Here is a 19,689-nt window from a genome sequence, read left to right as displayed (position 1 = left end):
CGCGAGCACGGCTTCGCACGGCCACGGCGTCGGATGGACGCGGGCTCAGCGGTCGACGGCCGTGGCGCCGCCGTCGACGACCAGGTGGGTGCCGGTGATGAAGGACGCCTCGTCGCTCAGCAGGAACCGTACGGCCGCCGCTACCTCGGCGGGACGGCCGAGGCGGCGGAACAGCGACTTCTGGGTGAAGGATTCCAGATAGCGCGTGTCGCCGTCTGTGGCGAGGGTGAGCATCGGGGTGTCGACGTAGCCGGGGCAGACGGCGTTGACCCGGATCGGCGCCAGTTCGTGGGCCATGGAGCGGGTCAGGCCGAGCATGCCCGCCTTGGACGAGCAGTAGGCGGGGATGAAAGCCTGCCCGACCAGGCCCTCGATCGAGGAGATGCCGACGACCGCGGAGCCCTCCTGGCGGCGCAGGTCCTCCAGCAGGGCCTTGACCAGCATGGCGTGGGCGCGCAGGTTGACGTTGAGCACCGCGTCCCATGAGGCCTCGGTCAGGTCGCCGATGGCCGTGGGGGCCGCGATCCCGGCCGCGTGCACGAGGCCGCCGATCGAGGTGAGGGCGGCGCGGCTGGTGGCGACCGCGGCGGGGAAGGCCGAGGAGTCGGTGACGTCGACGGCGACGGCGATCGCGGTGACGCCCTTCATGGCGGCGAACGAGGCGGTCTCCTTGGCGGCCGTCTCGTTCAGGTCCCAGATCGCCACCGGGCGCCCCGCCTCGGCGAGCGCCAGCGCGCAGGCCCGGCCGATCCCCGACGCCCCTCCGGTGACGACGACTCCGGTGCCGGTCATCGGTTACCTCCTCGACTGGTGATGCGCTTCACGTTAGCTTTGTGCCCAATCGGTCGCTAGGTGCGGCGCGAGCCGAAGCCGGGGCGATGTGTGAACCGCCGGTCCGGAGGTAACACGATGCGTGAACCGTCAGGCTGGAGGAAGCGTCATGCGTGAACTGTCGGGCAGGGTCGCGGTCGTCACGGGGGCGGGCGGCGGGATCGGGAGGGCGCTCGCGCTGAGCCTGGCCGCGGAGGGGATGTCCCTCATGCTCGCCGACGTCGATCCGGGAGGTCTCGCGGAGACCGCCTCGCTGGTGGAGGGCAGCGCGGGGCGGGGAAGCGCGGCGGAGGGCAGGATCCTCGGGGGCAAGGTCCTCACCGAGATCACCGACGTCTCCGACCCGGTGGCCGTGCAGCACCTCGCCGACCGTACGTTCGGCGAGCTGGGCGCGGTCCACGTGCTGTGCAACAACGCGGGGGTCTTCCAGGGCGGCCGGATGTGGACGCGGGAGCCCGAGGACTACGCCTGGATGCTCGGGGTGAACCTGTGGGGCGTGCTCCACGGCGTCCGGGCCTTCGTGCCCCGCATGATCGACCAGGACACCGAGGGCCACATCCTCAACACCGTCTCCGCCGCGGGACTGTTCGCCGTCCCCTACCTCGGCCCCTACACGGTCTCGAAGTACGCCGCGTTCGCCGCCTCGCAGTCCCTCGCCCAGGATCTCGCGATGGCCGGTTCCAAGCTCCGCGTGAGCGCGCTGTGTCCCGGCGGGGTGCGCACCGGCCTCAACCGCTCCGGCCGTCTCCGGCCGGAGAGCCTCGCGGCCGCCGAGCGCACCGAGGATGAGGCGGTCTCCACCGCGATCATCGACAGCCTGGTGGAGGGGGGCGTCGACCCGGCGGAGGTGGCGCTCGCCGCGGTGGCCGCCATCCGTGAGGAGCGTTTCCTGGTCCTCACCCACCCCGGCCACGCGGAGGCCCTGCGCGAGCAGACCGAGGCCCTGCTCTCGGGAGCGCTGCCCTCGCTGCCCGGCCCCGGGTGACGGCGCCGGAGGGAGATCTTTCCGGCCCCGGGGACCGCCCGGTCACGGGTGGTGGAACCGAAGGGGGATCTTTACGGTTCCGGGTGACGACCCCGGGTGACGGTTCCGGATGACGGCCACGGCGGCGGTGCTGCCGGGTGCCGCCGGGGGGCGATGAGCCGGCGGGCCGGAGACTCCGCCCCCCGTTTCCCGACTGCGAGCGGGTACGCAGACGGGCGCCGATAGACTGGCAGCACCGCTCTGTTCCTTTTGGGGGTCTTGGTGTCTGAGTTCGACACGGTCCTGGTCGTCGACTTCGGCGCGCAGTATGCGCAGCTGATCGCGCGAAGGGTGCGTGAATGCCACGTCTACTCCGAGATCGTCCCCTCGACGATGCCGGTCGAGGAGATGATGGCCAAGAAACCCAAGGCGATCATCCTGTCCGGCGGTCCCTCGTCGGTGTACGCCGAGGGCGCCCCCGCCGCCCCCGCGGGCCTGTTCCAGACCGGCGTGCCGACCTTCGGCATCTGTTACGGCTTCCAGATCATGGCCCAGGAGCTCGGTGGAGAGGTGGCCAGGACCGGCACCGCCGAGTACGGCGGCACCCACCTCGACGTCGGAGAGCAGGGCGTGCTCTTCGCGGGGCTGCCCGCCGCGCAGTCGGTCTGGATGTCCCACGGCGACAGCGTCTCCGCCGCCCCCGAGGGCTTCACCGTCACCGCCGCGACCGCCCAGACGCCCGTGGCCGCCTTCGAGCACCCCGAGCTGGGCCTGTACGGCGTCCAGTTCCACCCCGAGGTCCTCCACTCCGACCACGGCCAGGCCGTGCTGAAGCACTTCCTCGACGCCGCGGGCTGCCGCCCCTCCTGGACGATGCTCAACATCGTTGAGGACGCGGTCGAGGCGATCCGCGCCCAGATCGGCTCCGAGGGCCGCGCCATCTGCGGTCTCTCCGGCGGCGTCGACTCCGCGGTGGCCGCGGCCATGGTCCAGCGGGCCATCGGTGACCGGCTGACCTGCGTCTTCGTCGACCACGGGCTGCTGCGCAAGGGCGAGGCCGAGCAGGTCGAGCGCGACTTCGTCGCCGTCACCGGCGTCAAGCTCCGCGTGGTCGACGCCCAGGAGCGCTTCCTGAAGGCGCTCGACGGGGTCACCGACCCCGAGGAGAAGCGCAAGATCATCGGCCGCGAGTTCATCAGGGTCTTCGAGGACGAGCAGCGCGCCATCATCGCCGACGGCCCCGTCGACTTCCTCGTCCAGGGCACCCTTTACCCGGACGTGGTCGAGTCCGGTGGCGGCACCGGCACCGCCAACATCAAGTCCCACCACAACGTCGGCGGCCTCCCCGACGATCTCCAGTTCTCGCTGGTGGAGCCGCTCCGCGCGCTGTTCAAGGACGAGGTCCGCCGGGCGGGGGAGGAGCTGGGCCTGCCCGCCGCCATGGTCTGGCGCCAGCCGTTCCCCGGCCCGGGGCTGGGCATCCGCATCGTCGGCGCGGTCAGCCGCGAGCGCCTGGAGATCCTCCGCGAGGCCGACGCCATCGCCCGCGAGGAGCTCTCCCGCGCCGGTCTCGACCGGGAGATCTGGCAGTGCCCGGTCGTCCTGCTCGCCGACGTCCGCTCGGTGGGCGTCCAGGGCGACGGCCGCACCTACGGCCACCCGGTCGTCCTGCGCCCGGTCTCCAGCGAGGACGCCATGACCGCCGACTGGTCGCGCGTCCCGTACGACGTGCTCGCCCGCATCTCCACCCGCATCACCAACGAGGTCCGCGAGGTCAACAGGGTGGTGCTCGACGTGACCAGCAAGCCCCCGGGCACCATCGAGTGGGAGTAGGCGCCCCGGGGGTCGCGGCCGGGGCGCGGGCCGCCCCGGCGGCGGTTGGCGCCGATGACACCGTTTCGCGAAGTGCCGGGAGGTAAGTTGGGGCGGGTGTCCTCCACCACCCCCATCGGCGCAGACTCTCCGAAGACCCCCGTCGCCCGCCTGGCGTGGCTCGACGCGTTGCGCGGCATCGGCGCGGTCGCCGTGTTGCTGGAGCACCTGCTGCCCTGGTTCATGCCCGCCCTGAGACCGTACTGGTTCAACCTCGGGATGTACGGCGTCCTGGTGTTCTTCCTGGTCAGCGGCTATATCATCCCCGTCTCGCTGGAGCGGCGCGGCGACGTCAGGGCCTTCTGGATCAGTCGCGTGTTCCGCCTCTACCCGATCTACCTGCTGGTCGCGGCGGCCGTCCTGGTCATGGCGATCTGGATGCCCGTCCGCGAGCAGGTGCCCAGGGATCTGTCGTCGGTGTCCGCGCACGCCACGATGCTGCTGGACGTGGTGCACCTGGGCGGCCTGGCCGACACCATGTGGACGCTCTCTTACGAGATGGTCTTCTACCTGGTCGTCACCGCGCTGTTCGTCGGCGGGGCGCACCGCGCGAGCGGGACCTACGCGGTGGGCTTCGGCGCCGTCGCGGTCGTGGCGGGGCTGCTGCTGACGGGGCCGCTGCTGGGCGGGCCCTGGCCCGCGTACGTGTCCGGCGTGGTGTTCTTCGCGGGCCTGGCGTGCCTGCTCAGCGGCCGGTTCCAGAAGGCCGCCGCGTACGTCCTCGGCGCGATGGCGCTGGTGCTGCTGATCTTCTCGGGTTTCGTGCCGTGGCTGGGGGCGGCGATCCTCGCGGTGATGTTCGCCGGGACCGCGATCCGCCGCTGGGAGCAGGGTACGGGCGGGCTCTGGCCCGTGGCGGCGGCGACCGTGCTCGTGGCACTGGCGCCGGTCTGGTCGGAGCAGGCGGGCTGGTGGTGGGTGCGGCCGGGGCCGTGGTTCGCGACCATGGCGCTGGCCGGGGTGACGTTCGCGGGCGCGATGGCCCTGCGCGAGCGGCGGCTGCCCCGGTTCCTCGTCTGGCTGGGCCTGGTCAGCTACTCGATCTACCTGCTGCACCACCCGCTGCTGCGGCTCATGCACGCCGTTGTCGGCGACGTGCGGGACGCGGGGCAGGTGGTGCAGCTGTCACTCTCGGCGGCGTTCGTGCTGGTGGTGCTGGGCCTGAGCCTGCTCACCCACCGCTACGTGGAGCTTCCCATGCAGCGGCTGGGCAGGCGGCTGGCCCGGAGGCCGTCTTCGAGTGAGGTCGTCTCTTCACGGTGAGGTAGCGGCTCAAGAACCGTCCGGGGGCGACTGGGCGAAGTCGTCCGGGTCGCCGGTGGGCGACTCGGAGGGCAGGTCCGTGTCCTTCTCGGAGCCGACGGGGTAGACGTCCCCGGCCTTGGTGGCCTTGGCGCCGCGCAGCGAGGAGACCGCCACCACGTGGTACCCCTGCTTCTGCAGGGCCACCAGCAGCTTCGGCATCACCGTGACGGTCTGCGCCACCCAGTCGTGCATGAGGATGACCCCGTCACGCTTGGCGTTCTTGAGCACCTCGTCGTAGATGGCCTTCTCGTTCTTGGTCGCCCAGTCCCGAGAGCCGCCGTTCCACAGGACGATCGGCATGCCCATCTCGGTGGCGATCGCCGCGACCCGCTCGTCGAACTCGCCGTAGGGCGGGCGAATCGTCGTCGGGTACTTCCCGGTGGACTTCTTGACGATGTCCTGGGTCTTGGTCAGCTCCTCGCGGATCTTCTCTTCCGACAGCTCCCGCAGATGCGGGTGGCTGTAGCTGTGGTTGCCGATGTCATGGCCTTCGGTGACCATCCGCTTGGCGAACGCGGGGCGGGACTTCACGTACTGGCCCTCAAGGAAGAACGTCGCCTTGGACTTGTACTTCTTGAAGGTGTCGAGCAGCTTGTCCGCGTACTTTCCGGGGCCGTCGTCGAAGGTCAGCGCGATGCACTTGACCTTCGTGCAGTCCACGGGCACGGGCTTGGGGGTGGTCGTGGCCTTGGGGGTGGGCTTGGCCTTGCCCGCCGTCGTGGCCGTCGTTCTGGGCTGTTCCGCGCTCCACGCGGTGGTCGGGGCGGAAATCATGGCCAGCGCACAGGATGTGGCCAGCAACATTCGGGCAGGAGACTTCATGAGGGGAGCTCCGGGTCAAATCGACGTCGGTCGAATGGGCATCCTATCGAGACGCTTGATGCCTCCTGGGGCTTAAGCGTCACGATGTCCTGTGAAAGGCGCGCTCTCCCGCGATCGGGGCGCGGTGTCCCGCCGAGCACAAACTTGACGTTTTCCCAGGTCATGGGTGCGTATAGCGGGCCGGTCGCGCCCCGGGCGTGCCCGATGATGGGCATCGGACCCCGCCGGAGCACGCTGGGAAGACCATGACGATCAATGCGGTGAGCCCGGACCCGGTCGAGGAGGGGCGAGGGGAGACCGGCGGGGCACCGGCCCGCGACCGGTGGTTCACGCTCGCCTGCTACGCCACCGCCCAGCTCGCGTTGCTCGGCTGGTGGCTCGGTTTCCATCCCGGGCTGATGAGTCCCGACTCCGTCACCTACGTCGCGCACGTCACGACGGGTCCCTGGGGGGCCGCGCACTCGGTCGCCTACGACGCCCTGCTCGCACTCTCCCTGAGGGTGACCGGCGACCTGTCCCCGGTCACCCTCCTGCAGACGGCGGCGATGGCCGCCGCGCTGGCCCACCTCGCGGGCGCGATCCGGCCACTGGGGGTACGGCGGCGCCCGCTGCTCGTGGCGGTGGGGTGCGCGGCGCTGTCGCCGCCGCTCGGCGCCTTCACGGTGTCGATGTGGAAGGACGTGCCGTTCACCGTGTGCGCCGTACTGGCCGCGGGCACCGCCATGCGGCTCGCGACCCGGCCTGGCGTCCGGTCCGGCGTGCGGGGCGCTGCCGGGTCCGTTGTGCGGGTTGAGGATCGGGTGCCGGGGGTGGCCGGGTCCGTTGTACGGGGCGAGGCGGCCGGGTCCGTTGTGCGGGGCGAGGACGGGGTGCGGGGCGTGGCCGGGGCCGCGGCGTGGGACGAGGCCCGGGGGCCGGGTGTGGCCGGCCGCGGCCGGTGGGCCTGGGACCCGCGCCTCGCCGCCCTCGGGGCCGAGCTGCTCGGGCTGGGACTCTTCCGCAACAACGGCTTTCTCGTGGCGCTGATCGCCGCGGTCCCGCTGGTCGTGCTCCTGTCCGGCACCCCGGGGGCCCGCCGACGGGTCGCGACGCTGGCGGCCGGGGCGGTGGCGGCGCCCCTGCTCCTGCTGGGCGTCGGCTACCCGGCGATGGGCATCGTCCCGCCGTCCCGCTCGTTCGCCTACCAGACGGTCTTCGGCGACCTCGCCGTGGCGTACGGGGAGAGACCCGGGCTCTTCGACCGCGGGCAGCGGGCACTCCTGGCGGGGATCGCCCCCCTCGACACCTGGCGGTGGGGGGCGACCTGCCAGACCGTGGCGCGCGTCTTCTTCGATCCCGGATTCGACCACGGGCAGGCCGAGCGGCGGATCTCCGACGTCCTGGAGCTCTGGCGGGGGCTGCTGCTTCGCGCGCCCGGCACGATGCTGAGCACCCGGATCTGCCGCGCCGCGCTCGCCTGGCAGATCGGCTCGACCTCGGGCGAGCCCGGCGGTGAGCTCTACCGCTTCTCCCTGAGGGATCCCCGGCTCCCCGACGGCTGGGAGGGCACCCCGGCGGCCTCGGTGATGCGGCAGCGGCCGATCTCCACCGGGCTGCTGGCCGCCGGGCTGTTCGCGCTGGACACGAGCACGGTCAGGCAGCTCGAATGGCTGCTCTGGCGGGCGCCCTTCTGGTGCTACCTCACCTACGCCGCGGCCGCGCTCGTGTGGTGGCGGACGGGGAACCGGGCGGCGCTCGCGGGGGCGGCCGTGGTCGCGGGGCAGCAGATCGGCGTGATCCTCACCAACACCGCGCCGGACTTCCGGTTCATGGTGGCGCCGATCTTCATCGGGGTCCTGTTCGTTCCGCTGTTCCTGCGGGAGGCGGGGACCCTGCTGCCCCGCCGGTGAGCGGGACTTCCGGAGATCCCCGTGGCGCTTCCGGGACCCCTCGCCCGTTCCGCGGGTTCTCGCCGGTCCGCCGGTCCGCCGGTCCGCCGGTCCGTCAGCGGTCGAGTTCCTCGAACAACGCCTCCCACCGGTCCAGGACGCGGGGCAGCCGGTACTTCCTCATCCGTTCCCTGCCCCTGGCCCCCATCCTCCGGCGCAGCTCGGCGTCGGACATGAGGCGCTCCAGGGCGGCGGCGAAGCTCCCGGTGTTGCCCGGCTCGGCCAGCATGCCGTTGTCCCCGTCCTCGACCAGGGTCCTGACCCCCGCCGAGGCGTCGCAGGCCACGGCGGGCAGCCCGCAGGCCGCGCCCTCGGCGAGGACCAGCCCCCACCCCTCGAAGTCGCTGCTCAGGGTGACGATGGAGGCGTCCAGGTATTCGGCCTCGACGTTCTCGACCTGCCCGCGGAAGACGATCCGGTCGCCGAACCCGGTCTTCGCGGCCTGCGCCTCCAGGGCCGCCCGGAGCGGCCCGTCACCGATGATGTGCAGCTCCCACGGCTCGGCGACGGCCGGGGCCGCGGCGGCGAAGGCGTCGATCAGCAGGTCGATCCGCTTCACCCTGACCAGCCGTCCCGCCGAGACGATCCGCGGGTTGCGCAGCGGGGCCGCCTTCTCGGGAAAGACGCTGACCGGGTTCAGCATGGTCCCGCAGTTGGCGAGCCGGTGTGCCGTGAAGGACGCGGCGTAGTCGTCGCAGAGGAACAGCGCCTTGTCGAGGTGCGCGTAGTGCTTCTTGATCAGCCTGAGGTTCGGGGAGTCCACCGCCTCGGCGTACGACTGGTGGTACTGGCCGACCTTGGCGATGTGCGGCATGGGCAGGTCGGCGATCCAGTGGGCGGCCCAGGGCGAGGCGATGACCATGTAGCCGTCGCCGATCCGGTCCGTCAGCCGCAGCAGTTTCCGGCGGGCGGCGGCGACCTCCTCCGGGGTCCTCCTCTGCCTGGCCTTGCGCCACGGGAGCGAGCGGGAGGTGGGCTCGGGGGCGGGCGTGTCGTACAGCGTGGTGTGCCGGTAGAGGGGGTCGGCGACGTAGGTCTGCGGCTGCCGGGAGGGGTTGATGCTGATCAGGGTCACCCGGTGCCCGCGCGAGCCGAGGCCTTGGGCCAGGGTGTGGATGACCCGCTGGGACCCGCCCATCGAGTCGCCGTCGGTGCTGAGGAAGAAGACGTTGCGCGATCTCATCGCATGACCTCCGGGAAGAAAGCGTCCACGACCCTGCCGCTCGCCTGCCCGTCGTCGAGGCCGCACCAGCGGTCGCGGAACTCCGCGTAGCGCGGCCCGTACCTCTCGGTGATCTCGGCGAGCCGGTCCAGCGCCGCGACCAGCTCGCCGGGGTCGCGCAGCAGCGGCCCGGGGGCGACCTCGGCCAGGTCGAAGCAGACCCCCCGCTGGGCGGAGGCGTAGCGCTCGTAGTCGTCGACGTAGTAGAGGATCGGCCTGCCGAGGCAGGCGTAGTCGAACATGATCGAGGAGTAGTCCGTCACCAGGACGTCCGAGGCCAGCATCAGGTCGTTGACCTCGGGGAACGTCGAGGCGTCCCGGACGAGGCAGCCGAGCGGGTCGGGCACCGCGAAGCGGTCGTACTGGTGGGCGCGGACCAGGATCACCCAGTCCGGGTGCAGCGCGCCGGCGAGGGCGGGCAGGTCGAGCCGGATCGAGTCGCCGCTGAAGCGCCTGCCGTCGCGGTAGGTGGGCGCGTAGAGGATCACGCGCTTTCCCGCGGGGATCTCGAAGAACTCCCTGACCCGCCGCGCCCGCTCGCGCTGCGCCGGCTCCATGTGCCGCACCAGCACGTCGGTACGCGGGTAGCCGGCGTGCAGCAGCTCGCCCCCGAACCCGCTGGCCTCGGCGAAGTCGCGGCGGAAGTCGGGGCCCGGCGTGAGCAGCGCGTCCCAGCGCGCCACCGCCTCGGCGTACTTCTTGGCCAGGGACGGCTGCGCCCGGTGCCGGGGCTCGTCCATCCCCATCTTCTTGAGCACCTGACCGTGCCAGGTCTGCAGGTAGCGGGTGCTCCCGCGCTTGCGGTAGCAGTAGGGGAGGTTGTGGCTGTCCACCCAGTGCCCGGCGCGTGCCAGGGTCCAGGCGTAGCGGAAGGTGTCGCGCCGGACGAGGTCGACGTCCTCGGGGAAGCGCTCGGGCACGTCCGCGTGGGACCAGACCGCCCGCAGGCCCGTGGCGCGCCGCTGCAGTTCCTCGTGGATGTAGCGCGGGTTGCCGGTGTAGCCGGTGCCCTCCGCCGACTCGAACAGCACCAGGCGGCGGTTCACCGGCATCACCGTGCTGACCAGCCGGTAGAAGCGGCCCAGGTTGCGGGGGGTGGCGAGGTCGGACAGCAGATTCCGCCAGAGTTCCGCCACGCTCGGGAGACGCCGCCTGGACGCGGGGCCGAGCCTGCGCGCCGTGAGGCGGAACGGGAGCTCGGCGGACGCTTCGAGGACCAGGCGGCCCGAGCCCACCGTGCCCACGGAGGTGAACGACAGCCCCGGCGCCGCGAGGATGGGCCTGAGGTTACGGCGCTCGCCCTCGTGGAGCGAGATCATGACCGCCTGCGGCCTGACGGCGTTGTCCGGCCACTCCAGGTCGGGCAGGGAGATCGTCACCGCTCCCTCCAGGATTCCCGTCCCCTCCGGGGTTCCCGTCTCTCCGGGAGCCCCTGCCATCCGCGGGATTCTCGTTCTCTCCGGCTCCTCCGGTTCCCACTGCCCTTCGAGCCCCTTCGGGGCCTGTTTCCCCCGTTCCTCCAGCTGCTCGATCGTGACGGGTGCCATCTGGACGGGGATCGAGGCGATCGCCCGCTTCCTGCCTCCGATACGAAGCCACGCGGTCAGCGTGCGGCCGTCGAGCACCCGGCCCGGATCGTAGGTCCGCAGGTGCAACCGGATCCGGTCCCTCGACGCCTGCAGGTCGACGAGCTCGTGCCGGAGCAGCGCGCCGGACAGCGGTTGCTCCGCCAGGTGCAGCTCGGTGACGTCCAGCTCGCTTCGGCCCTGCTCGCTCTCCGGGAGCGTCGTGCCCCAGAACACCCGCTCGCCGTCCGCCGTGACGGCCCGGGGCGGGACCGAGTGCCTACCCCCCAGCTCGAAGGCGGCGAGCGCCGCCTCCGCTCCGCGCCGCTCGCGGACGAGCTGGACGCACACCCGCTCCGCCCGGGTCAGCCGCTCGATCGCGGCGGGTTCGAGCGTGTCCACGTACGGGATGACGATGTCGGCGAACTCGGAGATCCACGCCGGGTCGCGCTGGGGCAGGTCGCCCAGGTAGAGGCGCAGGTCGTGGGAGAGGAAGCGGAAGTCCTTGTCCTCCTTGAGGTCGAGGGAGTGGGTGCTCGCCAGCACGCGGTCGCTCAGGACGGCGGCCGTGACGCGCTGGCGCACGTTCTCCAGCTCGTGCCGCCGGGACGAGATCGACCTGGTGGCGGGCGTGGCGGCGAGCAGCCAGCGGTAGACGGGCCACGGCACGATGGCGAACAGCTTGCTGCGGCAGAACAGCTCCGTCGACCAGACGATGTCCTCGTGGTGGATGTCCTCGGGGAAGCGGATGCCGGTGACGTCGAGGAAGGTGCGCCGGTACAGCTTGTTGGTGGCCAGGCAGTTGAAGAGGAGCTCGGGCTCGGCGCGGATGCCGTCCACGACCCGCCGTTCCGCGAACAGCTGGGGGTACCAGAGGGTGACGGTGCCGGTCGCCTCGTCGACGCGCTCCACGGTGCCCATGACGAAGTCGGCGCCGGTCGTCTCCGCCTCCAGCAGGAGGCTCTTGCAGGCGTGCCGGGGCAGCTCGTCGTCGCTGTCGAGGAACATCAGGAAGGGCGCGCGGGAGGCGTCGACGCCCGCGTTGCGCGGCGCGCCGCAGCCGCCGCTGTTGGCGGGCAGCCGCATGGAGCGGACCCGGCCGTCCTCCTCGGCGAGCGCCCTGGCCACCGCGGGGGTGTCGTCATCGGAACAGTCGTCCACGATGATCACTTCGAGGTTCTTGAGCGTCTGACCGAGAACGGAGCGCACGGCCCGGGGTAACCGGGCCGCGTCGTTGTAGGTGATGACGATCACGCTGACGTCCGGGACCGTGTGTCGCTGTGCTGTCATGGTGCGCAACTCCAAGGCGGCTGGGAGGAGAGCCTTGACCCGCGGTGGCCCGTGCCCTGATGGGCGAAGGCCAGGCAAGGCGTCATGGGATCGCTGATGTCGGTCGGGAGGCCGTCAGGCCGAGGTGGGCGATGGGATCGCCGGTGTCGGTCGGGGGGCGGTCAGGTCGAGGTGGGCGATGGGATCGCCGGTGTCGGGGGCGGTCAGGCCGAGGCGGACGTCTCCGCGAGCAGGACGGGGGCGTCACGGCCGGTGCCCCGCGCGGCCTTCCCGCGGTCCGCGCGCTCCTCGTGGTACTCCGCGTCGACGTTGACCTCCCAGACGTCGTGCCGGGCTCCGTCGACGACGTTCTCCACGGTCAGCATCGCGGTGAGCATGGAGTGGTCCTGGTTGTTGTAGCGGTGCATGCCGTTGCGGCCGATCGGGTGGATCTCCGGCCACTCCACGTCGAGATACTTCCTGAGCACCTCGACGTTGTCGGCGTAACCGGCGTCGTAGACGGGGTAGGCCTTCGGCATCCGCACCACGTAGCCCCGCTGGACCGAGCCGGGGGTCACCAGGCCCAGGTGTTCCAGCTCCCGGGTGCCGAACGCGACGAGGTCGTCGTCCGGGGTGCGCCACAGGTCGTCGCCCTCGTTGACGAAGTACTCCAGGCCGAGACAGGTCCGCCCCGCCTGCACCAGGTACGGCGACCAGGAACCGTAGTTCTGCACCCGGCCGAGCCGGACCTCGGGGGAGTGGATGTAGATCCAGTTGTCGGGGAAGGAGAACCGCTCGGGGACGACCAGCGCGACGGTGAGGAAGTCGCGGTATCTCAGCCCCGCGGCGGCCTCGGCGACGGCGTCGGGCACGTCTGGCCCGAACGCGCGGATCAGGGCGTTGAGCGGCATCGAGGAGATGAGGGTGTCGCAGTGCACCTCGCGGGTGGCGCTCCCGCCGTCCGGGCGGACGCGGCTGCCGTCCGGGCGGATGACGCCGTTGACGCCGCCGTCCGAGTGAAAGCCGTCGTCCTGGCGGACGGTGACGGCCAGGCGGCCGCGGTGGCGACGGACGCGCTCGACCCGGGTGCCGAGGTGCACGGGGGAACCCCGCTCGCGGACCCGGTCGGCGCAGGCCTCCCACATCATGCCCGGCCCCAGCCTGGGGTAGCGGAACTCCTCGATGAGACTCGTGATCTCCTTCTGGTTCCTCCCCGGCCTCAGCGCGTCGGCGACGGCCTTCCCGAGGGAGAGGTTCCTGATCCGCTGCGCGGCCCAGTCGGCCTGGATGCTCGCGGCGGGAACGCCCCACACCTTCTCGGTGTAGGTCTTGAAGAAGATCCGGTAAAGCCGTCGGCCGAACCTGGCCGCCACCCAGCCCTCGAAGGTGGACTGGTCGGCGGGCGGCCTGACACGGGCCCAGGCGTACGAGCCGACGCACCGCAGGGATTCGAGGACACCGAGGTTGAGCAGGGCGTTGGACGCCCTGAGCGGGTAGTCGTAGAAACGGCCCCTGTAGTGGATGCGGCTCATTCTCGGGCGGAGCAGGAAGTCCTCCTCACCGAGGATCTCGTTCCAGAAGTCCTCCACCCGCGGCACCTTCGTGAAGAAGCGGTGCCCGCCGATGTCGAAGCGCCAGCCGTCGCGTTCCTCCGTACGGCTGATCCCGCCGACCACCCGGTCGGCCTCGAAGACCTCGCACGGGTGTCCTCGCCGGGTCAGCTCGTAGGCCGCGGTGAGCCCGGCGGGCCCCGCTCCCACGACCACTGTTGATTCCATGCGCTTCCCCCCGCGAATGCCGTTTCCCGCGATCTCGCCCGTCTCGGTCACACGATCGTGTCGGACGGCCAGGGGGGACCGAAGGGTCATTACGTCTTACCAGGACGTGTGCATTCCCAGCCTTGACCTGGGCTTGGGGAAGGCGTTGCCGCGTCACGGGCCGGAAGCCGGATCGGCCGCCCGCGGGAGATGTGCGGGAGATGGTCAAGTCTCGGTCAGCTCACTCCATCGCGGTCATATTTTGAGCTCGCCAGGCCTGTCACGGAGCCATGCTGCTTGACGTGACGTCTACGTCGCGTTCATGGCCGCCAGGTTGTGTCGACGGGCACACGGGTTCCTTCCGCCGTTTTCCGGCGACCGCTGGGCCTCCCGCCGCGCGCCCGTGACGTCTTCCACGATGAGTGGATCTTCACCTGCGTGCCGTGTCCGGCGTTCACGCCGATGGACCGGACTGTGAACTTTCGACTACCGGAGGATCGATCGTGGCCTCAGTGAGCATCATCGTGCCCATATACGACGTGGAACCGTACCTTGAGGCGTGTCTGGAGTCGTTGGTCGCGCAGACCTGGAGTGACATCGAGGTCGTCATGGTGGACGACGGTTCTCCCGACTCCAGCGCGGAGATCGCCGGCGCCTTCGCCGAACGTGACGCCAGGTTCCGGCTGATCCGGCAGGAGAACGGGGGCCTTGGCACCGCGCGCAACACCGGTGTACGGCACGCCACCGGTGATTTCCTCGCCTTCTTGGACAGCGACGACATGCTCCCGTTGACGGCCGTCGAGACGATGGCGTGCAGCCTGGAGGAGAGCGGGTCCGACCTCGTCACGGGCAACGTCCTGCGCTTCAGCGGGCAGGGGGTGCGCCAGTCGGCGATGCACAAGGTGATCTTCGCCAACTCCGCCCGGCGGACCCACGTGACCGGCGACGAGATCCTGCTCAAGGACCGGCTGGTCACGAACAAGCTCTGGCGGCGCTCCTTCTGGGACGAGAAGGGACTGAGCTTCCCCGAGGGGGTCCTGTGGGAGGACATCGCCGTCTCCCTGCCCGCCCACTTCCTGGCCGGGGCGGTGGACGTGCTGTCCACCCCGGTCTACCTGTGGCGGGAGCGGGAGGGGGAGAGCGTCTCGATCACGCAGAACCGGGGGCACGTCAAGGGGATCGAGGACCGGTTCGCCGCCGTCAACTCGGTGCGGAGCTTCCTCGTCGACACCGGACGGGCCGAGCACCTGAAGGCGTGGGACCGGATGGTCCTCGACAGCGACCTGCCGAACTTCCTGCAGGTGCTCGACCAGGCGGGAGAGGAGTTCCAGAACCGCTTCCTCGACCTGGCATGCGCCTACATCGACCAGGCGGGGCCGAAGATCCTCTCGCTCATCCCCGCGCAGCGCCGGGCGAAGTGGGCTCTCGTACGGGAACGCCGGGTGGGCGACCTCGTCCAGCTGCTGGAGTGGGACAGGACGGTCAAGCCGACCGCCCGCGTCGTCGGCGGCGGCCTGCGCGGATACCACCTCAACAGCCCCGTGCAGGTCGAGCGGTCGGCCACGCGGATGCGCGAGGAGCTGGACCTGCGACAGCGGGTGGACAGCCTGGACTGGAAGGACGACAAGCTGGTCGTCGAGGGCCGGGTCTCGCTGCGCTACCTGCGTCCCCGCAGGCGGATGCAGCAGCACGTCCTCGCCTGGCTGGTCCCCGAGGGCCCCGGCCGCAGGATCCGGCTCCCGGTCACCATCCGGCGGGGCCTGTCGCTGGTCGACACCGGCCCGCGCAGGCGCAAGGACTGGTGCGGGTTCCGGCTGGCCGTCGACCCGGCCGTGCTTCCCGCCGGCTCGTCCTGGCGGATCGACCTGGGCGTGCTGTCCCGGGGCCTCGTACGGAGAGGCAGGCTGGCCCAGCCGAGCCCGGCCGCGCGGCGGCTGGAGTTCACCGAGCGCGAGTCGGGGATCGTGGCGTGGACGGAGTGGACGCCCGCCGAGGAGTTCAGGCTCCGGGTGGAGAGGCCGGGCGGCCGGGTCACCGGTCACCGGGTGGCCGAGGGCAGGCTGCGGATCAGCGGCCGGTGTGACGGCGACCTCGGCGCCGCGCCGGCGCTGCGGCTGACCCGGCCGGAGGGGGGCCGCGACCGGCGCTACCCGATGACCGTGTCGGACGGCGTCTTCGAGGCGGTGGTCGACCTCGACGGGGTGCTGTCCGAGCGCTGGCCGGGTCTCGACCCGGCCAGCCTGGAGATGAGCGCGCTCAACCCCGGGGCCGAGTGGCGCTTCGAGGTCGTCCCCGAGGAGGGGCAGGCTCGGCCGCTGCTCGTCGGCCGCGACGTGGAGCGCGGCCTCTACCGGCTCCGCGGACGCGACGTGGTGCTGGACCGGTCGCAGGCGGGCGGGCTCGTGCTGCGCGAGCAGCGGCCGACGTTCTACGTGGAGCGGGTGGAGTGGACCGGGCTGGGCCACCTCAAGCTGACCGGGGCCCCGATGCGCCCGATCGACGGCCCGGCGTGGCTGGTCGTCACCTCGCGCAACCGGCTCAGCGAGCGGCTCTTCCCGCTCGACGGCGGAAGCGTCACGGTGACGCCCGAGGGGAGCGACACGCTCGGCGGCTGGTTGCCGCTGCCGGCGGGCACGCACGGCTTCGCGATCCGTACCGGTGCCGGCGACATGCGCGTGGAGTTCCGGCTGTCCGCGCCGCTGGAGCACATCTCCGCCACCCGTACGTACACCTTCGACACCGACCTGATGGACGAGGCCGTCTTCACCGTGAGCGACGATCTGCGCGCCTCGGGCAGGCCGAAGCAGCAGCGGCTGCTGAAGGAGGACTTCTACCCCGCGAGGTGCAGGGAGCCGCTGCGGGACGCGGTCCTCTTCGACAGCTACGGGGGCAGGCAGTTCTCCGACAGCCCGAAGGCGATCTACGAGGAGCTCGTGCGGCGGGGCGCCGACCTGGAGTTCATGTGGATCGTCAGGGACGGGCAGGTGGAGCTGCCCGAGGGGGTGACGGCGGTCCGGCGGTACGGGCGGGAGTTCTTCGACGCCCTCGCCCGCTGCCGGTACATCGTCACCAACAGCCACCTGCCCTCCTGGTTCGAGCGCAGGGAGGACCAGACGGTGCTGCAGACCTGGCGCGGCACCCCGCTGAAGCGCATCGGCTTCGACGTCGAGAAGGTGCCGCTCGCCAGGTCCGACCACCACGAGCGGCTGGCCAGAGCCGTCGCCCGGTGGAGCCACCTGATCTCGCCGAGTCCCTGGTGCACGTCGGTCCTGGACGGCGCCCTGCGGTTCGAGGGGGAGGTGCTGGAGATCGGCTCGCCCCGCGACGACCTGTTGCGCCGCGCCGGAGTCGCCGCGCGGACCAGGGAGATCCGGGAGCGGCTCGGCCTGCCCGAGGGCAGGAAGGTCGTCCTGTACGCCCCGACGTGGCGCGACGACAAGTTCTACAGCAAGGGCCGCTACCGGCTCGACCTGCGCCTGGACCTCCAGCGCATGGACGAGGAGCTCGGTGAGGACCACGTGCTCATGATCCGCAAGCATCCGAGCGTCACCGACAGGCTGCCGAGGGTCGGCACGGACTTCGTCCTCGACGTCTCGGCGTATCCGGACATCCAGGAGCTCTACCTGGTCGCGGACATGTTGATCACGGACTACTCGTCGGCGATGTTCGACTTCGCGGTGACCGGCAAGCCGATGTTCTTCTACACCTACGACCTGGAGCGCTACCGCGACGAGGTGCGCGGCTTCTACTTCGACTTCGAGGCCGAGGCCCCCGGGCCGCTGCTGCGGACGACCGAGGAGGTCGTGGCGGCCGTGCGGGACGCCGGCGAGGTGCACGCCAAGTACCGGAAGCTGTACGACGCCTTCACCGCCAGGTTCTGCCCGCTGGAGGACGGCGGCGCGGCGGCCAGGGCCGTGGACCGGGTCTTCCGGTAGCCGCCCGCTCCGCGGTGGGTCCGGCGAAAGGCCGAGGAAGCTTTCCTCGGCCTTTCGTGTCTTCAAAGCACCCGATCCCTGTGGCGCGGGTCGGTCAAGAAGTGGCATGGAGATCTTCTAGTAGTTACAGAGCGTAGATGATAGGAGACACCGCGTGGTCATGCTGGAAGGCATGAGGGCCTATTCGTTGGACGACGTTCACGCGACCCGGAAACGAAAAGACTCCTGGTGGACCGTTTTCCTGGTCGACCCGGTGGCGTGCAGGCTCACCCTGCTCGTCGCCAACCACACGTCCATCACCCCCAACGGGCTCACCCGCTTCTCCCTGATCCTCGGGATGTGCTCGGCGATCTGCTTCGCGTCCGGACGGCTGGCCGCGGGGGCCCTGCTGTTCTACGTGAGCTTCATGGTCGACTGCATGGACGGGAAGATCGCCCGGCTCAAGGGGACGGGGACGGCGTTCGGTCTCTGGCTCGACTACGTGGGCGACCGCATCAGGGTGGTCTGCTGCGCCGCGGGGCTGGCGTCCGGGCAGTACGTGGCGACGGGGGAGGTCTCCTACATCCTGCTCGGTGCGGGGGTGGCCGTGCTCGACCTGTTCCGCTATGTGAACGCGCCGCAGATGAAGCGCGTGCGCGAGGTGGTCAAGGAGAACCGGCTCGGACGCCTGGCGTCCGTCGAGTCCATGGTGACCGTGGGACACCCCAGACCCGGAGAGGCGCCGGTGGCCGCCGGGCACACCGTCCATGCGGGACACGCGGGGTATGCCGGACACGGCGAGCACGCGGGGCACGTCAGGCCCGTCGAGGTCATCACCCCCCGCGAGCCGATGCGAGTCGCCGGGTCCGAGAAACGGGGCGAGGGCCGAGGCGAGAACCGGGGCGGGGGCAGGGCGGGACGGCCGGGCCCCCGGGGTGGCCGGCGTCCGAGGCTGCCCCGCAGGTTCGGGCGCCTCCTGGCCCGCCACCGGGTGCGGAGCCACCTGATCAGCGGCATCGAGTTCCATGCCGCGGTGTTCGTGGTCGCCCCGCTGATCGGAACGGTCGCCCTGGTGCCCCTCGCGGTCGCGGCGGGGGTGCTGCTTCTGCTGAACGAGGTCGTCCTGATCTATCGAATGTGGCTCTTCTCCCGGGTGGTGCCCGTCGTGCCGCTCGTGGAGAAGGCGCCACGCGTATCTGTTTGACCAAGCTTTACGGGGGTTCGTTGTCATGCAGTCCGACCGTCCGATCTTCGTGATCGGTTGTCCGCGTTCCGGCACCACGATGTTGCAGCTGATGCTGCACTCGCACCCGCGCATCGCGGTGCCTCCGGAGACACGGTTCGTGGTGCCCGGCTACTACCGCAGGTTCTCCTTCGGGGACCTGCGCGAGGAACGCAACCGGCGGAGGGTCGGCCGGTGGATCGTGAGCGACAAGGACACCAAGTTCAAGGAGCTCAAGCTCGACGGGGACAGGCTGATCGACGACATCGTCGCGGGCCCGCCCACGCTGGGGTCGGCGATGGGCATCACCTTCCGCTCGTACGCCGAGCAGTACGGCAAGAGCCGCTGGGGTGACAAGCGGCCCAGCTACTACCACCACGTGGACCTCCTGCTGCGATTGTTCCCCGACGCCCAGTTCGTGCATCTGATCAGGGACGGCCGCGACTGCGTGGCGTCGCTGAAGGAGATGCCCTGGTACACCAAGGACGTCTTCCACGCGGCGGTCAACTGGAGCGAGGCCATCGACTACGGCCGCCACCACGCCAAGAAGCTCCCCGCCGACAGCTACTACGAGCTGCGTTACGAGGACCTGACGGCCTACCCGGAGACCGAGCTGAGCAAGCTCTGCGACTTCCTCGGCGAGGACTACGACCCGGCGATGACCGAGCCGTACCACGTCGCCAGGGTGGCGATCCCGCAGCACAAGGTCTGGCACAGCAACACCCACGGCGACGTCACGACCGCCAGGGCGGGTTCGTGGAAGGCCCGGCTGGAGCCCTGGGAGATCTCGGTGTGCGAGACCGTGCTGGCCGACCGGCTCACCGCCAACGGCTACGAGCTGAGCGGCGCGCCCAAGGCGAGCAAGGCCCACGTCGCGGCGTGCGAGAAGGCGGCGTCCAAGCGGCGCTGGGCGCGCAGGCGCAAGGAGATCCGCGACCGTATCAACCGGTTCCGTGAGCCGAGCCCGGTGGCCGCGCGGCTCACCAGCCGGCAACTCGGCGAGCTTGCGAAGGTCTGA

General features: G+C 70.9%; 12 protein-coding genes. 7 read left to right on the top strand and 5 right to left on the bottom strand.

Features of this window, described 5'->3' with window-relative positions:
• Window positions 1–45: 45 nt before the first annotated feature.
• The gene (locus ACSDR0_RS11815) at window positions 46–792 is read right to left on the bottom strand and encodes an SDR family NAD(P)-dependent oxidoreductase (RefSeq protein ID WP_435288823.1); all 747 of its coding nucleotides are present in this window, start codon (window positions 790–792) and stop codon (window positions 46–48) included.
• A gap of 148 nt (window positions 793–940) precedes the next feature.
• Here ACSDR0_RS11815 and ACSDR0_RS11810 point away from each other — a divergent pair, with 148 nt between their 5' ends.
• The 3 genes from ACSDR0_RS11810 (at window position 941) to ACSDR0_RS11800 (ending at window position 4,930) form a co-directional block, all read left to right on the top strand.
• On the top strand, window positions 941–1,816 hold the full coding sequence (locus ACSDR0_RS11810) for an SDR family NAD(P)-dependent oxidoreductase (RefSeq protein WP_435288822.1): 876 nt from the start codon (window positions 941–943) through the stop codon (window positions 1,814–1,816).
• 240 nt (window positions 1,817–2,056) lie between these two features.
• On the top strand, window positions 2,057–3,628 hold the full coding sequence (guaA, locus tag ACSDR0_RS11805; RefSeq protein ID WP_435288963.1) for a glutamine-hydrolyzing GMP synthase: 1,572 nt from the start codon (window positions 2,057–2,059) through the stop codon (window positions 3,626–3,628).
• Window positions 3,629–3,724: 96 nt separating this feature from the next.
• Window positions 3,725–4,930 (top strand): acyltransferase family protein, encoded by a 1,206-nt coding sequence (locus ACSDR0_RS11800; protein WP_435288821.1) that lies wholly within the window; start codon window positions 3,725–3,727, stop codon window positions 4,928–4,930.
• Window positions 4,931–4,939: 9 nt separating this feature from the next.
• Here ACSDR0_RS11800 and ACSDR0_RS11795 read toward each other — a convergent pair whose 3' ends face one another.
• Complete coding sequence (locus tag ACSDR0_RS11795) at window positions 4,940–5,776, bottom strand: polysaccharide deacetylase family protein (protein WP_435288820.1); 837 nt, start codon at window positions 5,774–5,776, stop codon at window positions 4,940–4,942.
• A 263-nt stretch (window positions 5,777–6,039) separates the two neighbouring features.
• Here ACSDR0_RS11795 and ACSDR0_RS11790 point away from each other — a divergent pair, with 263 nt between their 5' ends.
• Window positions 6,040–7,683, top strand: coding sequence for a hypothetical protein (locus ACSDR0_RS11790; protein ID WP_435288819.1), 1,644 nt, complete (start codon window positions 6,040–6,042; stop codon window positions 7,681–7,683).
• A 94-nt stretch (window positions 7,684–7,777) separates the two neighbouring features.
• On the opposite strand, the gene ACSDR0_RS11785 is transcribed toward ACSDR0_RS11790, so the two are convergent.
• The 3 genes from ACSDR0_RS11785 to ACSDR0_RS11775 form a co-directional block, all read right to left on the bottom strand.
• On the bottom strand, window positions 7,778–8,905 hold the full coding sequence (locus ACSDR0_RS11785; protein WP_435288818.1) for a glycosyltransferase: 1,128 nt from the start codon (window positions 8,903–8,905) through the stop codon (window positions 7,778–7,780).
• Window positions 8,902–11,799, bottom strand: coding sequence for a CDP-glycerol:glycerophosphate glycerophosphotransferase (locus ACSDR0_RS11780; RefSeq protein WP_435288817.1), 2,898 nt, complete (start codon window positions 11,797–11,799; stop codon window positions 8,902–8,904). Before ACSDR0_RS11780 ends, ACSDR0_RS11785 begins: the two co-directional genes overlap by 4 nt.
• 203 nt (window positions 11,800–12,002) lie before the next feature.
• A complete protein-coding gene (locus tag ACSDR0_RS11775; RefSeq protein ID WP_435288816.1) occupies window positions 12,003–13,556 on the bottom strand; it encodes an NAD(P)/FAD-dependent oxidoreductase in 1,554 nt (517 codons plus the stop codon).
• Between the two features lie 482 nt (window positions 13,557–14,038).
• Between ACSDR0_RS11775 and ACSDR0_RS11770 the strand changes: the two genes are divergently transcribed.
• From ACSDR0_RS11770 to ACSDR0_RS11760, 3 genes are all read left to right on the top strand, one after another.
• On the top strand, window positions 14,039–17,470 hold the full coding sequence (locus tag ACSDR0_RS11770) for a bifunctional glycosyltransferase/CDP-glycerol:glycerophosphate glycerophosphotransferase (RefSeq protein ID WP_435288815.1): 3,432 nt from the start codon (window positions 14,039–14,041) through the stop codon (window positions 17,468–17,470).
• 172 nt (window positions 17,471–17,642) lie between these two features.
• Window positions 17,643–18,653 (top strand): CDP-alcohol phosphatidyltransferase family protein, encoded by a 1,011-nt coding sequence (locus tag ACSDR0_RS11765; RefSeq protein ID WP_435288814.1) that lies wholly within the window; start codon window positions 17,643–17,645, stop codon window positions 18,651–18,653.
• Between the two features lie 25 nt (window positions 18,654–18,678).
• Window positions 18,679–19,689 (top strand): sulfotransferase family protein, encoded by a 1,011-nt coding sequence (locus ACSDR0_RS11760; protein WP_435288813.1) that lies wholly within the window; start codon window positions 18,679–18,681, stop codon window positions 19,687–19,689.

Source organism: Streptosporangium sp. G11 (genome assembly GCF_051192615.1).
GTDB lineage: Bacteria > Actinomycetota > Actinomycetes > Streptosporangiales > Streptosporangiaceae > Streptosporangium.
Note: the sequence above shows the minus strand (reverse complement) of the source record. Positions and strands in the feature narration are given on the sequence as shown.

Coding starts and splice junctions, on each gene's coding strand:
- ACSDR0_RS11815 (WP_435288823.1), bottom strand. CDS start 792: ATGACCGGCACCGGAGTCGTCGTCACCGGAGGGGCGTCGGGGATCGGC.
- ACSDR0_RS11810 (WP_435288822.1), top strand. CDS start 941: ATGCGTGAACTGTCGGGCAGGGTCGCGGTCGTCACGGGGGCGGGCGGC.
- ACSDR0_RS11765 (WP_435288814.1), top strand. CDS start 17,643: ATGAGGGCCTATTCGTTGGACGACGTTCACGCGACCCGGAAACGAAAA.
- ACSDR0_RS11795 (WP_435288820.1), bottom strand. CDS start 5,776: ATGTTGCTGGCCACATCCTGTGCGCTGGCCATGATTTCCGCCCCGACC.
- ACSDR0_RS11790 (WP_435288819.1), top strand. CDS start 6,040: ATGACGATCAATGCGGTGAGCCCGGACCCGGTCGAGGAGGGGCGAGGG.
- ACSDR0_RS11780 (WP_435288817.1), bottom strand. CDS start 11,799: ATGACAGCACAGCGACACACGGTCCCGGACGTCAGCGTGATCGTCATC.
- ACSDR0_RS11760 (WP_435288813.1), top strand. CDS start 18,679: ATGCAGTCCGACCGTCCGATCTTCGTGATCGGTTGTCCGCGTTCCGGC.
- ACSDR0_RS11775 (WP_435288816.1), bottom strand. CDS start 13,556: ATGGAATCAACAGTGGTCGTGGGAGCGGGGCCCGCCGGGCTCACCGCG.
- ACSDR0_RS11785 (WP_435288818.1), bottom strand. CDS start 8,905: ATGAGATCGCGCAACGTCTTCTTCCTCAGCACCGACGGCGACTCGATG.